A 13,660-nucleotide genomic window follows, 5' to 3' on the forward strand; every position below is an offset into this window, starting at 1 on the left:
GGCGGACCGTGCCGCGCCGCCGGACCGTAAGGCTTCGCCGGAAAGCGGGCAGACTGCGCAAAAGCCGGTCATCTTGCCCGGTGGGCGTACCGCGTCAAGGATTTCGGGAGCCCCGAAAGGACCGTTGCATTCTCTGCATGGCGGCGGGGTCGGCTGCGGAACCAAGCCGCCGCAGCCCCGTTGTCAAAAGCAGAGACGAACGACACCCAGGCCATCGCTCATCCCCGCCACCCCCGTCCCCTCACCCCAGACCGGAGAGACACCATGCAGCACGCCACGAACCGCCGGCAGCGCGCCACCGTCCGCGCCATCCCGTTCCCCGCGCGCGAGGTGGTGATCCTGACCTTCCTGATGGCGCTCGCCGCCATGCTGACCGGCTGCAACACGGTCGAGGGGGCCGGGCAGGACCTCCAGTCCGGCGGCCGGGCGATTGAACGGACGGCCGAGTAAAGCGTTATCCGAGGGACCCACCCAGTCAGGAGTTGCCGCATGAGCGATCCGCAGAAGCCGTCCACCCCCGGCGAGATCCCAGCCCCGTCCAATCCAAATCCGCCTCAGCCCGGCCGCCCGACGACTCCCGATCCCTATCCGGTGCCCGACAACCCCGGCATCCTGCCGGAAGTCCCCCCGCCGGCCGACGAGCCGATGCCGGGCATGCCGAATCCGACGACGGCTTGATCGGCTGAGGGGAACGCGAGAGATCGGCGAGGCCGATCTCTCGCATCCTTCCTAGCGCCGAAGATCCTTGTCGAGGTTCGGTTCCGCCCGGTCGCCGTTCAGGCGGGCGCGATAGACCTGGACGGCCTCCAGCACGCGCTGGACATAGTTGCGGGTCTCGGAGATCGGAATCAGCTCGATCCAATCGACCACGTCGATGGATTCCGTGCGCGGATCGCCATAGGTCTGCAGCCACTGACGCACACGGTTGGGACCGGCGTTGTAGCCGGCGATTGCCAGCACCCAGGAACCGTTGAAGCGGTCGATCAGCTCGGCCAGATAGGCGGAGCCCAGCGTGACGTTGTAGCCGGGGTCCGACGTCAGCCGCGCGTTCGTGTGCTTCAGCCCCAGCTTTCCCGCCACCAACTGCGCCGTCGTCGGCATCAGCTGCATCAGCCCGCGCGCGCCGGCGGACGACACGATGGTCGGGTTGAAGGTGCTTTCCTGCCGGATGATTCCGTGGACCAGCGCCAGTTCCGGCGCCGATGGACGGGCGTCGATCATCGGGTAGCCGGCCTCGACCAGAAACACGTCGTTCTGGGCGGCGTCCTTCGCGGCGGCGACGGCGAGGTCGCGGCGGCCGATGTCGCTCGCCAGCCTCGCGGCCAGCACATAGTCGGCCGGGGTCTTGGCATCCAGGCTGATGCGGCGGACGAAGCCGGTCACCTGATCGGCGGCATTCCCGCCGATTTCCGACAGCAGCCGGGCGACGCGCACCACCTCCCGCTTGTTGAAGGCCGCCGTCTCGGCGCTGGAGACCGACGGCGGGGTGGGCAGGGTGACGGCGCCGCCGGAAACATGGCGGAAGGCCAGCTGACCATAGAAGGTGGTGGGGTAGGTCGCGGCCTTGGCATACCACTCCCGCGCCGGGCCGGTCTGACCCAGCGCCTCGGCCGCGCGTCCGCACCAATAGGCACCGCGCGCCTTGCTGATCGGCGCGCTGACCGACCGGTACAGCTTGTGGAAATGGGCGAAGGCTTCCGACGGCTTGTCGAGGAAGCGCAGGGCCAGGAATCCCGACAGGAACTCCGCATCGGCGAAGGCGCTGCCATCGCTCATGCCGTTGGCGCTGACCAGTCGGTAGGCGAGGTTGTAATCGCCGCGCTCCATCGCCCGGCGGGCCAGCAGATGGCGCTCCGACCACCAGGACTGCGGGCGGCCCATGTCGGCGCCGGCCTGGGCGATGATCTCCAGCGCGCCGGCATCGTCGCCCTTGCGCCGCAGGTAACGGGCGCGGTCGAACATCAGCCCCGGATCGGTCAGCAGGCCGGGCGGCACGCGCGCCAAGGCCGCGTCGGCCCCCGCACGGTCGCCGTCCAGCGCGATACGCGCCTCGATCAGCGTGTCATAGGCTTCGTCGAAGAAGGGCAGCATCCGGCGCACCGGCGCCTCCTGCCGTGCCCACAGCAGCCGGTCGATGCGTGCCTTGTGATCCTGCTGGCGCAGATAGGGGGTGTAGTGGGCGAGGAAGGTCGCCTCCTCGTCGGCGGTGAAGGTGCCGTCGGCCCACTGTTTGCGGATCAGGGTGGTCGCGCGCTCCACGCTGCCGGTGGCGATCAGCGCGTCGGCATAGCGGACGAAGCCGTCGTTGGTCAGCGGCGGGTTCTGGCGGAACCATTCCACGACATCGGCCGGCGGGATGTCGGGCATCGCCATTTCCGCCTGACGGCGCAGCGCCGCCATGTTCGGCCAATCCGGATTGTCCCGAATGAAGGCGGCGATGTCGCTGAAGCTGCCGCCGCCCGGATTGGCCAGCGCGATCCAGCGCAGAACCTTCGCCGGTAACGGATCCTGCGCGCGGGATGCCGAGGCCAATGCCTCGGCCAGCCTTTCGTCATCGGCGAGCTTGAAAGCCTCGCGATAGATGGCGATGTCCTGCGGGCTCAGCGCCGCGGCGGGAAGGGCGCCGGGAAGCGCCGCGAAAAGGGTGAGGAGACCCGCGAAAACAGAGGTCCGGGCGCTCTTGCCGAGGGCGGCGGGGAGGGATAATGTGCGCAACTCTTTTTTCCAGCTAAGCCGACTGAGGAGGCAGCCATGTTCCACGGTTCCATCGTCGCCCTTCTGACTCCGTTCAAGGGCGGGAAAGTGGACGAGAAGGCCTTCCAGTCCTTTGTGGAGTGGCAGGTCGCCCAGGGCACCCACGGTCTGGTGCCCTGCGGCACGACCGGCGAGTCGCCGACCCTGTCCCACGAAGAACACAACCGCGTCGTGGAACTGTGCATCGAGGCGGCCGGCGGCAAGGTGCCGGTGATGGCCGGCACCGGTTCCAACTCGACCGACGAGGCGATCGCCCTGACCCGCCATGCCAAGCAGGCAGGCGCGCAGGCGGCGCTCGTGGTCACGCCCTACTACAACAAGCCGTCTCAAGAGGGTCTGTACCAGCATTTCAAGGCGATCCATGACGCGGCGGATTTGCCGATCTTCATTTACAACATTCCCGGCCGCAGTGTCGTGGATATGTCTGTGGCGACGATGGCGCGGCTTGCAAAGCTGCCCAACATCGTCGGCGTGAAGGACGCCACCGCCGATCTGTCGCGCCCGTCCCGCCTGCTGCAGGAGGTCGGCCCCGACTTCATCCAGCTGTCGGGCGAGGACGCCACGGCGCTGGCCTTCAACGCGCAGGGCGGCGTGGGCTGCATCTCCGTCACCGCCAACGTGGCGCCGGCGCTTTGCTCCGCCATGCAGACCGCCTGGGCCAAGGGCGACCTGAAGGAGGCGTTCCGCCTGCGTGACGTGCTGTCGCCGCTGCACGACTCGATGTTCGTGGAGACCAGCCCGGCCCCGGTGAAGTTCGCCGCCAGCCTGCTGGGCCTGGGCACCGACGAGGTACGCCTGCCGCTGGTTCCGGCGACGGAAACCGCCCGGGCCGCCGTGCGTGGAGCCATGACCAAAGCCGGCCTGTTGTCCTGAGTGACGGAACAGGCCGTATAGGAGAGAGACTTGGCGACGCGCGAGGAAGCAAAAAAATATGCGGCGCAGAACCGCCGCGCGCGGTTCGACTTCTTCATCGATGATGTCCTCGAAGCCGGGATCATGCTGACCGGGTCGGAGGTGAAGTCGCTGCGTGGCGGCCGCGCCAGTGTGAACGAGGCCTATGCCGGCCTGAAGGGCGGGGAGCTGTACCTGTTCAACGCGTACATCCCCGAATATCTCCAGGCCGGCCGCATCGATCAGCACGAGCCGAAGCGTCCGCGCAAGCTGCTGGTCCGCCGCCGCGAGTTGGACAAGCTCGCGGCCGGCATCAAGCAGAAGGGCGTCACGCTCGTGCCGATGTCGGTCTATTTCAACGACCGCGGCTATGCCAAGGTCGAGATCGGCCTTGCCACCGGCAAGAAGAAGCACGACAAGCGCGAGAGCGAGAAGGAACGCAGCTGGCAGCGCGACAAGGCGCGGCTGATGCGCGACAAGGGTTAATTTGGTGGCACGTCTCGACAATCGGGCCACGGACCGCGATTCAACCGTCGCCGCCGTGGCCGCCGAAGCCCTGTCCGAAATCCGGCCGCAGGGCCGGATCCTCGTCGCCTTCGACAGTGATGGCGCCATCGCCGAGGCTCTGCGCGACGGCGGGGCGGAGGTGGTGGTGTGGAACCGACTCGCTGTTGGCGGGCAGGCGGCCACGCCCTGGCCGGCCGAAGGACCGTTCGACGGTGCCGTGCTGCGCCTGCCGCGCGGCTGGGCCGGGTTCGAAATGGCCTTGCATGCGCTGGCCTCCCGCCTTGCCCCCGGTGCCCCGCTGTGGATTGCCGGCGGCAACGACGAAGGCGTGACCAGCGCGCCCAAGCATCTCGACGGGCTGGCCGAGGAGCCGGAAACGCTCATCATCAAGCGCCGCGCCCGGCTGCTGTTGACCCGCCGCACCGATGCGCCGGCCAAGGGGGAACTGGAGGACTGGCGGCAGACCGTCACCCTGACTCTGCCCGACCGGACGCTGGAACTGGTGTCCTACCCCGGCCTGTTCGCCCACGGCCATCTCGATGCCGGCACCGAATGCCTGCTGAAGGTGCTGCCGGAGGTGGCCGCCGGCACCCGCGTGCTGGATTTCGGCTGCGGCGCTGGAGTAATCGCGCGGGCCGTGCGCGAACGTCAGCCGGACGCTCCGTTGACGTTGCTGGACATCGACGCGGTGGCTTTGCACGCCGCCCGCCAGAATGTGCCGGACGCCGAACTGGTGCTGAGCGACGGTTTGGTTGGGCTCGGCACTCGCGAGCGTTTCGGCCTGATCCTGTCCAACCCGCCGCTCCACCGCGGCAAGGACGAGGATTTCGGCATGCTCGACGCGCTGGTCGCGGGGACCAAGCAGTACCTGAAGCTGCGCGGTACGCTGGTGGCGGTGACCCAGCGGACGGCCGGTGTCGGCAAGCTGTTCAAGACCGCCTTCGGGCACAGCGACATGCTGATGGAGACCACGCAGTTCCAGGTCTGGTCGGGGACGCCGAAGTAGGGGGCGGCGTGGACGTTTCGGCTTCGAATGCCCCCACCTAACCTCCCCCGCTGGGCGGGGGAGGTTAGGTGGGGGTCTAACTTTCCCCTTTTAAAAGATCACACATTCACCCCCCGCATCCCCTCCGCCGTATAGCGATCCCCCGCCGCCACGCCCGGCGGCAGCGCGTCGCTCAGCGCCTTCACCTCCGCATCGGTCAGCGTCACCGCGGCGGCGCCGACATTCTCCTCCAGATACTTGATCCGCTTGGTCCCCGGAATCGGCAGGATCTCCGGCCCCTGGGCCAGCAGCCAAGCCAGCGCCACCTGTCCTGCGGTGCAGCCCTTCTGTGCCGCCAGCGCCTTCACCTGCTCCACCAGAGCCAGATTGCGGTCGAAATTGTCCCCGGCGAAACGCGGCGCGATGCGGCGGAAGTCGTTCTCGGCGAACTGGTCGGGGCTGCTGACGGCACCGGTCAGCATGCCGCGGCCGAGTGGTGCGTAGGCGACCAGCGAGATGCCCAACTCGCGGCAGGTCGGCAGCACCGCCGCCTCCACGTCGCGGGTCCACAGCGAATATTCGCTCTGTACCGCGGCGATGGGGTGAACGGCATGGGCACGGCGCAGGGTGGCGGCTGACACCTCCGACAGGCCGAGTGCCCGGACCTTCCCGGCCTTCACCAGTTCGGCCATGGCGCCGACCGTCTCCTCCACCGGAATCTCCGGGTTCACGCGGTGCGCGTAGTAGAGATCGATGGTCTCCACCCCCAGCCGCTTCAGCGAGGCGTCGCAGGCTTGGGCGACATAGGCGGGGCTGGTGTCGACCCGACGGGCATACTCCCCGGGCTGGCGGACGATGCCGAACTTGGTCGCGATCGTAACCCGGTCACGCTTGCCGGTCAGGAAGCGGGCGAGCAGCGATTCGTTGTGGCCGCTGCCGTACATGTCGGCGGTGTCGTAATGGGTGACACCAAGCTCCAACGCCCGTTCCAGCGTGGCGAGCGATTGGGCGTCGTCGGTCGGGCCGTAGAACTCCGACATGCCCATGCAGCCGAGCCCGATTTCGGAAACCGCGAGAATGCCACCGATATTGCGCTGTTTCATCGCTTTACCCCTCCCGTGCCGCGGCCGGGCGGATTACCCTGGGAGCCTGCGGCAACAACTACACTACACTGTGCAGTGTACTTAGAGGATGGGGAATGTCAACGTCTCTGACGGGAGGTGGCGCGCGCGGGTCGGCGAAGCGGAATGCGGTGGTGGAGGCGGCAACCCGCGCCTTCCTCACCCACGGGTACGAGGCGTCGTCGATGGATGCCATCGCCGCCGATGCGAATGTGTCGAAGCGCACCGTCTACAATCACTTCCCCGGCAAGCGCGAGCTGTTCCAGGCCGTGGTGTCCGGCCTGTATGAGGGGTTCCGCAGCGCCGATGGCCAGAGCCTGCTCTCCCACGACCAGCCGCCTGAGAAGGCCCTGCCGGTCTTCCTGCGCTCCCTGCTGGTCCATACAGGGCGACCGGAGGTGCGCGGCCTGCTCCGCCTGGTGATCGCCGAGCACCAGCGCTTCCCCGAACTGTCGCAGGACTATCTGGAGGGCGGGAAGAGCCAGGCTTATGCGCTGCTGGACGACTATCTTGCCGCCCAGCATGCGCGCGGTCGCCTGAACGCGCCGGACCCGCATGTGGTGGCGACTCAACTGCTCGGCGGCATGAAGGAGGTGCTGTTCTGGCCGACCATGCTGGGGCTGCCGGTCACCGCCGATCCGGAGCGGGTGATCGCCGATTCGGTCGCGGCGCTGCTACGCGCCTATGGCACCGAGCCGGTCAGCGCCCCCGCAGGCCCGAAGGGTTGACGCCCACCGCCGTCCGGATGCGGCGGGCGAAATGGGACCGGTTGGCATAGCCGCAGGCCTCCGCCGCCTGCTGAACGCTCAGTCCCTCGCCCTGCAATAGATCGCGGGCGTGGGCGACCCGCTCCTCCGTCAGGATGCTACGGACCGAGCAGCCCTCTTCGGTCAGGCGGCGGCGCAGAGTGCCGGTGCTGAGGTTGAGCGCGCCGGCCACACGTTCGGCGGTCCAGGGTATGTCGGGCTGGGTGCGCAGAAGCTGACGCACCGCATCGGCGATTCCCGTCGGCGCCACCGGACCCAGCCACCAGACGCCGTCTTCCAGCAAAGCCAGCAGCACCTCCATGCAGCGATGCTCCGCCAGCTTGGCCGGCAGCGTCGGGTCGGCGATCAAGCCGGTGGCGGCGTGCTGGATGGCGTCGGTCAGGGACGGCGTCAGGGTGACATGCCAGTCGCCCGGCCGGGCACGCGGCGTCAGCCCATCGCTGCCATGGGCGCGCAGCAGCCGCCGGACCATCTCCGCCGGGAACTCCAGCACCAGGGCGCGGTAACGGCCAGCGGAGCCGGGATCATTCACCACCGATCCGCACCAGCCCGGAGGCAGCAGCATGGCGCTGCCGGCTGGGAATTGGCGGGTGGTGCCGGATGGGTCGGTCAGCTCCTTGGTGCCCTCCAGAACGGCGATCAGGGCGGTGCGCTCGATCCGCACCTCAGCCAGCCGTTCGCGGTCATGGGCAACGAAGGCCCACAGCTCCGGCCGATGCGGGCGGTCGCCGCCGCCGGGGCGCTGGTCGCGGGCGGCGAAACGGGACAGGCGGGCGAGCAGATCCGGACCCATGGCGTTCATCCTCTGGCCTTCGCGCATCCTAGGACCGGCCGGCGCGACCGATCAACGGCCGTAGCGGGCGGTGAGCGTCGCCTTGCCCAAGCTGGCGGCGTTCAGGTTGAAGCCGACCATGGCGCCGGACGCATCGGCCGGCAGCGGCAGGCTCTCCACCTTCAGCGCGTGGACGGTGACGACATAGCGGTGCGGCTTGTCGCCCTGCGGCGGGCAGGGACCGCCATAGCCGGAGGTGCCGAAATCGGTGCGGCTCTGCACGGCACCGGCGGGCAGGCCGTTCTTGGCCGGATCACCGGCGCCGGCGGGCAGGCCGCGGGTGGCGGCCGGCAGGTTGAACACCACCCAATGCCACCATCCGCTGCCGGTCGGCGCATCGGGATCGTAGATGGTGACGGCGAGGCTGCGGGTGCCGGCCGGCGGCTCCGTCCAGCTGAGGGCCGGCGATCGGTTGGCGCCGGCGCAGCCGAATCCGGCAAGCACATTCCGTTCCGGGATCGGCGCTTTGTCGGTGAAGTCGGGGCTGTGCAGCTCGAACGCGGCAGCGGGGGAGGCGGCCAGCAGCACGGCGGCGAACAACGCCGGGCGGAAAGTGATTTTCGGGCTCATCGGGGCGTCTCCGTCGATTGGGATGCCCTGACGATAAAGGGCCGCGGGTTTCCCCGCGGCCCTGAACGGCTCAAAGATGGTCCGGAACTGCTCAGCCCTGCTTGAGCAGCTTCGCCGCGTCCACCGCGCCATAGGTCAGGATGGCGTCGCAGCCGGCGCGCTTGAAGCCCATCAGCGTCTCCAGCAATGCCTTGTCGTAGTTCAGCCAACCGTTGGCGGAGGCGGCGCGCAGCATCGCGTACTCGCCCGACACATGATAGGCGAAGGTCGGCACCGCGAACTGGTCCTTCACCCGGCGGATGATGTCGAGATAGGGCAGGCCCGGCTTCACCATCACCATGTCCGCCCCCTCCTGCAGGTCGCAGGCGACCTCGCGCAGGGCTTCGTCGGTGTTGGCCGGGTTCATCTGGTAGGTGGTCTTGTCGCCCTTCAGGAAGCCGCCGGAATTCACCGCATCGCGGAACGGACCGTAGAAGGCGGAGGCGTATTTGGCGGCGTAGGAGCAGACGCGGGTCAGCTGGTAGCCGTCCTTGTCGAGCGCGTCGCGGATGGACCCGATGCGGCCGTCCATCATGTCGGACGGCGCGACGATGTCGACGCCGGCCTCGGCTTGCGACAGGGCCTGACGAATCAGAACCTCGACGGTCTCGTCGTTCTGGATGTAGCCATCGCGCAGGATGCCGTCATGGCCGTGGGTGGTGTAGGGGTCGAGCGCCACGTCGCCCAGGATGCCGACATCCGGCGCCGCGGCCTTCACCGCGCGGATGGCGCGGTTCATCAGGTTGTCGGGATTGTAGGCTTCCGCCGCGTCTTCCGACTTCGCATCCGAGCCGACGACGGGGAACAGCGCGATGCAGGGAATGCCCAGCGAGCCGGCCTCCACCACTGCCTCGCACAGCAGGTCGATGGTCAGGCGCTCCACGCCGGGCATGGAGGCGACCGGCTCCCGCCGGTTCTCGCCTTCGATCACGAAGACCGGCCAGATCAGGTCGTCGACGGTCAGCGTGTTCTCGGCGACCAGACGACGGGTCCAGGCGTCGGCGCGGTTGCGGCGCAGACGGGTGCGCGGGAAGGCGGCGGGCAGGGTGATCGGCATCGGGGAGACCATGCACTTAGAACGAGTGCGGCGATCCTACGCCTTCCCGCATAGTGAACTCAAGCCGCGGCGGCGGCTCCAGTCCTTTGGGACCGGGCCGTCTGCCTTGCGCAGGTCTCATGCCCCGCCGTGGGCCTGCCCGCTTGCATGCCGGGCGACCTTGTCCCAATGGGCGGCCACGGGATCGCCGGTGGCCGCCCCGCCGTCAACGGGCCGGAAGCCGGTGTCCTGTCCCTGCAGAGTCCAGCGGTGCCCCTGCTTGCGATAGCTGGACACCAGCCCGCCGGTGAAGGCCGCTCCCTCCCACGATCGCACCTCGAACGTCACCGAAGGGTGGTCGACGGTGATGAGATTGTAGGCGTTGGTTTCGTTCCGCAACCGCGTGGAGGTGGCGGTGGAGGCCTGGGCGACCAGGATGGAGCGGGCGATCTGGGTGTGGAAGCTCATGATGTCGCCGGAATAGGCCTTGTGCAGATGACCGGCCAGCAACAGGTCGACGCCGCAGCTTTCCAGCGCCGGCAGGGCCAGCTTGTGGCGGCCGACCAGTTGCGTCTTGGGCAGATCGGGCGGCGGCAGGAAGGGATGGTGGGTGAACAGTACCTTGAACACGGTGTCGGGCATGCCGCAGAACACCTCACGCACCCGCGCGATCTGGCGCCGGTTCATCCGCCCTTCGGAAAAATCCATGATGACCGGACGGGCGGTGTTGATTCCGAGCACCGCGATCTCGTCATCGACATGCAGCGGGCTGAAGTCGCTGGTGATGTAGCGGCGATAATGGCCGAACGGGTCGGTGAAGCGCTTGAACACGTTGTAAACCGGGATGTCATGATTTCCAGGTACCGCCATGTAAGGAAAGGGTAATTTCTCCAGAAAGGCGCGAGCTTCCTGGAAATGGCGCTCTTTGGCCCGCTGCACGAAGTCGCCGGAGATGACGATCAGGTCGGGGGCCTGCGCGGTCAGGTCGGCCAGCAGCCCGTCTACTACACGCTGGTCGATCCGTCCGAAATGCAGGTCGGAGATGTGAGCGAGCCGTTTCACGCCATCCTCATCCTTTTTCTCAGCCTGGTGCCAGAACCTTCAGAGCCCCCGGGAGAATCCGGTAGTGAAGCGGCGCGTGCAGCTTCCGGATCTCGCCATCGTTGACCATCTTCAGGCGGTGGCGGCGGCTGTGGACCGTCAGGCTGGTCACCGCATAGGTTTCCAGCCCTTCGTCCTGTTTCCAGGAACCGGCAACCAGCCTTCCCATCAACCGCAGCATCGCGAATGCGTTCCGTTCGCGGGCCACATAGACCCCGAGCTTTCCCGCGTCGAGCGACTGGCGGGACAGGACGAGGCCGAACCCGTCGTCATAGACGTTGTTGGAAACGACCAGGATGGGCGTGCGCATGCGGCGGGGGCCCTCGCCCCAGTCCAGGCGGACATCCAGCAGCGGCAGCCGGTAGAGCGTTTTCGCCATGGCCACCGCGGCTCCCGGCCATTTCAGCAGCCGGTGCTGCTTGCGCTGGCGCTCGCGCTCCTGGACCACCTGCGGATAGAAGCCGAGGACGGAACTGTTGGTGTAGGGCTCCCCATTCACCTCGGCGATGTCGATGACCCGGATCCGACCGGCGGCCAGGGCCTCCGCCGCCCCCTCCAGTTCAAGTGGAATGCGAAGATCGCGGGCCAACAGATTGAGAGTACCCAAGGGAATGACGCCCAGCGTCTTGCCGGTCGGCAGCGCCAGCTTCACCGCGCTGTGCAACGTGCCGTCACCGCCGCCGACAACCACCGTCTCGGCATCGGAGTCCAGCACCCGCCGGATCGTGTCGGCGCATTGCGCGCCGTCGACCGTGTGCAGGTCCACCGTGGCGCCGTGCCGTTGAAAGGCGTTGCGGATCGCCGCTTCGGCGCCGTCGATGGGGCGGTCGACCAGCGAGCCCGCCTGCCGGTTGAGAATGATTCCAACCTTCATGCGTCACCCGGCAGGATGTGGAGCGGCATCGGCATCTGACCTTCCGTAATGCTTCAGAGGAGGAGCCGTTCTCAGATGAGAGCGTGACCGCAACGGTCCAAGAGGGGTGTTGTTCCTAATCAGCGGATCGGCGAACATCCGGATCCGTATGGTAGGTTTGACAGCGCCGCCGGCTCCCGTATCATCGTGGTGGGCCGGTCTCCACGCCCTGGAGCATCGCGGGGCTGGAACAGACTGTTCGCCACCGCCCGATTCGCAACGATAACCGAGAAAATACAAGACGATGAGCGACGCTGCTGAGATTCTGTTCGAACGTCGGGGCGCGATCGGCCTCGTCACGCTCAACCGCCCCAAGGCGCTGAACGCGCTGACGCTGGGCATGATCAGGCTGTTCGATCCGCAGCTCCGGGCGTGGGATGCCGATCCGGAGGTCAAGGCCGTCGTGATTCGCGGTGCCGGCGAAAAGGCCTTCTGCGCCGGCGGCGACGTGGTCAGCCTGTACGAGGCCGGCAAGGCGGTGAAGGAGGGACGCGGCGATACCGGGCCGATCCGCGCCTTCTTCAGCGAGGAATATGTGCTGAACCGGCGGATCAAGCGCCTGTCCAAGCCCTATGTCGCGCTGATCGACGGCATCTCCATGGGGGGCGGCGTCGGCCTGTCGGTCCACGGCACCCACCGCGTCGTCACCGAGCGCACGATGTTCGCCATGCCGGAAACCGGCATCGGCCTCTACCCCGATGTCGGCGGCACCTATTTCCTGCCGCGGTTGCCGGGGCAGGTCGGCATCTGGCTGGGGCTGACCGGCGACCGGCTGAAGGCAGCCGACCTGCTGGCCATCGGCGCCGCCGACGCCTTTGTGCCGAGCGCCGGGATCGAGGCGCTGATCGACGATCTCGCCGCCGGCGTCCCGGCCGACGAAGCGATCGCGGCCCATCGCGGCGAAGCCGGCGAGGCGGCGGTGAGCGCCATCCGGGCCGCGGTCGACCGCTGCTATGCCTTCGACAGCGTGGAGGCCATCGTCAAGGCGCTGGAGGCCGAGGGGACCGACTGGGCGGCCGGGCAACTCGCCACCCTGCGCCGGGTTTCGCCGACCAGCCTGAAGGTGACGCTGGCCGCACTCCGTCGCGGGGCGAAGCTGGATTTCGAAGGCTGCATGGTGCAGGAACTGCGCCTCAGCCTCGCCTGCCTTGCCGGGGATGATTTCTACGAAGGCATTCGCGCGGTGCTGGTCGACAAGGACAAGAACCCGAAATGGAAACCGGCGGAACTCGCCGATGTCGGCCCGTCCGATGTCGAGCGGCACTTCGCCGAACCGGCGGGCGGCGATCTGGTGTTCCGCGACTGAGCAACCGCCGTCGAGGAAAGATCCCGGAGGAATGGTCGCGCAGGCGGTCGCGGGACCATTCCTTTCCGCTTATGCCGGTGATGCCGCCCGGCCGAAAACCTTCGTGTGGGGACACCCGGCGAAAGGCGCCTGTACAGACGGGTTGTGCCAGACTTTTTCTGGAATTATTAGGATGATTGCCGACGAATGATCGGTTAATCTCGCTTTAAGGTCCCGGTATCGTCCTTGCGCGGGGAACGGCCGGTTAGAGCCAAAGGAGACCGCGGTGCGCAAACCCTATTACGAGAGCATTCTGTTGATCGAGCGGCTTCACCGCCACTTTCTTGAAGTGCTCAAGACTGAGTTGGACCGGCTCGGGATCCAGGACATCAACAACGTCCAGAGCCTGATCCTGTACAACATCGGCGAAGATGAGATGACGGTCGGCGAACTGACCGCGCGCGGTTACTATCTGGGTTCCAACGTCTCCTACAACGTCAAGAAGATGGTCGAGAACGGCTATCTCGGCCAGGAACGCTCCCCGCACGATCGCCGGTCGGTCCGTGTCCGCCTGTCGGAGAAGGGCCTGGACCTGCGCGAAAAGATCAGCGTCATGTTCGAACGTCATCTGACCGCCCTGGAAAAGGCCGGCTTCAGCGACGAGGAACTGACCAAGGCCAACGAGACCCTGCGCAAGCTGGAACGCTTCTGGTCGGCGTCGCTCGACTACAGCGGCTTTCCGATGACCTCCGCGGCCTGACCGGCCGGTATTTGCGAGGCCCCCGCGGTTCCGGCTCCCGCGGGCGGCATCGGGTCCACGCTTCCCATCGGCTTCCACAGTATCGTGGTCGGCAGGGAA

The 13,660-nt window shown here is 67.4% G+C and carries 15 protein-coding genes; 8 read left to right on the forward strand and 7 right to left on the reverse strand.

What is annotated here, in order from left to right:
* The first annotated feature begins 264 nt into the window (after positions 1–264).
* Together TSO5_RS33075 and TSO5_RS27275 are read left to right on the forward strand one after the other, a co-directional pair.
* Positions 265–450, forward strand: a complete 186-nt coding sequence (locus TSO5_RS33075; RefSeq protein ID WP_199231036.1) for an entericidin A/B family lipoprotein — start codon at positions 265–267, stop codon at positions 448–450.
* A gap of 39 nt (positions 451–489) precedes the next feature.
* Positions 490–678, forward strand: coding sequence for a hypothetical protein (locus tag TSO5_RS27275; protein ID WP_109074782.1), 189 nt, complete (start codon positions 490–492; stop codon positions 676–678).
* A gap of 51 nt (positions 679–729) precedes the next feature.
* Here TSO5_RS27275 and TSO5_RS27280 read toward each other — a convergent pair whose 3' ends face one another.
* Positions 730–2,715: a lytic transglycosylase domain-containing protein gene (locus tag TSO5_RS27280; RefSeq protein ID WP_247870991.1), complete on the reverse strand. Its 1,986-nt coding sequence runs from the start codon at positions 2,713–2,715 to the stop codon at positions 730–732.
* 36 nt (positions 2,716–2,751) lie between these two features.
* Here TSO5_RS27280 and dapA point away from each other — a divergent pair, with 36 nt between their 5' ends.
* From dapA to TSO5_RS27295, 3 genes are read left to right on the forward strand one after another with little or no spacing between them, the layout of a single operon-like run.
* Positions 2,752–3,627 (forward strand): 4-hydroxy-tetrahydrodipicolinate synthase, encoded by an 876-nt coding sequence (dapA, locus tag TSO5_RS27285; protein ID WP_109154562.1) that lies wholly within the window; start codon positions 2,752–2,754, stop codon positions 3,625–3,627.
* 30 nt (positions 3,628–3,657) lie between these two features.
* Positions 3,658–4,131, forward strand: coding sequence for an SsrA-binding protein SmpB (smpB, locus tag TSO5_RS27290; RefSeq protein WP_042704640.1), 474 nt, complete (start codon positions 3,658–3,660; stop codon positions 4,129–4,131).
* 4 nt (positions 4,132–4,135) lie between these two features.
* Positions 4,136–5,158 carry a methyltransferase gene (locus TSO5_RS27295; RefSeq protein ID WP_109154642.1) on the forward strand — a complete coding sequence of 341 codons (1,023 nt, stop codon included), beginning with the start codon at positions 4,136–4,138 and terminating at the stop codon, positions 5,156–5,158.
* Positions 5,159–5,256: 98 nt separating this feature from the next.
* Here TSO5_RS27295 and TSO5_RS27300 read toward each other — a convergent pair whose 3' ends face one another.
* Positions 5,257–6,240 carry an aldo/keto reductase gene (locus TSO5_RS27300; RefSeq protein ID WP_109154563.1) on the reverse strand — a complete coding sequence of 328 codons (984 nt, stop codon included), beginning with the start codon at positions 6,238–6,240 and terminating at the stop codon, positions 5,257–5,259.
* 95 nt (positions 6,241–6,335) lie between these two features.
* On the opposite strand from TSO5_RS27300, the gene TSO5_RS27305 reads away from it, so the two are divergent.
* On the forward strand, positions 6,336–6,986 hold the full coding sequence (locus TSO5_RS27305; RefSeq protein ID WP_109154564.1) for a TetR/AcrR family transcriptional regulator: 651 nt from the start codon (positions 6,336–6,338) through the stop codon (positions 6,984–6,986).
* Here the strand turns inward: TSO5_RS27305 and TSO5_RS27310 are convergent.
* From TSO5_RS27310 to TSO5_RS27330, 5 genes are all read right to left on the reverse strand, one after another.
* Positions 6,958–7,818, reverse strand: a complete 861-nt coding sequence (locus tag TSO5_RS27310; protein WP_109154643.1) for a helix-turn-helix transcriptional regulator — start codon at positions 7,816–7,818, stop codon at positions 6,958–6,960. The genes TSO5_RS27305 and TSO5_RS27310 overlap by 29 nt on opposite strands.
* A 51-nt stretch (positions 7,819–7,869) precedes the next feature.
* Complete coding sequence (locus tag TSO5_RS27315) at positions 7,870–8,427, reverse strand: YbhB/YbcL family Raf kinase inhibitor-like protein (RefSeq protein ID WP_109154565.1); 558 nt, start codon at positions 8,425–8,427, stop codon at positions 7,870–7,872.
* Between the two features lie 91 nt (positions 8,428–8,518).
* Positions 8,519–9,523 (reverse strand): porphobilinogen synthase, encoded by a 1,005-nt coding sequence (gene hemB, locus TSO5_RS27320; RefSeq protein WP_109154644.1) that lies wholly within the window; start codon positions 9,521–9,523, stop codon positions 8,519–8,521.
* A gap of 117 nt (positions 9,524–9,640) precedes the next feature.
* A complete protein-coding gene (locus tag TSO5_RS27325; protein WP_109154566.1) occupies positions 9,641–10,564 on the reverse strand; it encodes a metallophosphoesterase in 924 nt (307 codons plus the stop codon).
* Between the two features lie 19 nt (positions 10,565–10,583).
* Entirely contained in the window at positions 10,584–11,477 is an 894-nt protein-coding gene (locus TSO5_RS27330; protein WP_109154567.1) for a diacylglycerol kinase family protein, read from the reverse strand.
* Positions 11,478–11,760: 283 nt separating this feature from the next.
* Here TSO5_RS27330 and TSO5_RS27335 point away from each other — a divergent pair, with 283 nt between their 5' ends.
* Both TSO5_RS27335 and TSO5_RS27340 read left to right on the forward strand, forming a co-directional pair.
* Complete coding sequence (locus tag TSO5_RS27335; protein ID WP_109154568.1) at positions 11,761–12,822, forward strand: enoyl-CoA hydratase/isomerase family protein; 1,062 nt, start codon at positions 11,761–11,763, stop codon at positions 12,820–12,822.
* A 265-nt stretch (positions 12,823–13,087) separates the two neighbouring features.
* Entirely contained in the window at positions 13,088–13,561 is a 474-nt protein-coding gene (locus TSO5_RS27340) for a MarR family winged helix-turn-helix transcriptional regulator (protein WP_045580172.1), read from the forward strand.
* The last annotated feature ends 99 nt before the right edge of the window (positions 13,562–13,660 follow it).

This window comes from Azospirillum sp. TSO5, assembly GCF_003116065.1.
Taxonomy (GTDB): Bacteria; Pseudomonadota; Alphaproteobacteria; order Azospirillales; family Azospirillaceae; genus Azospirillum.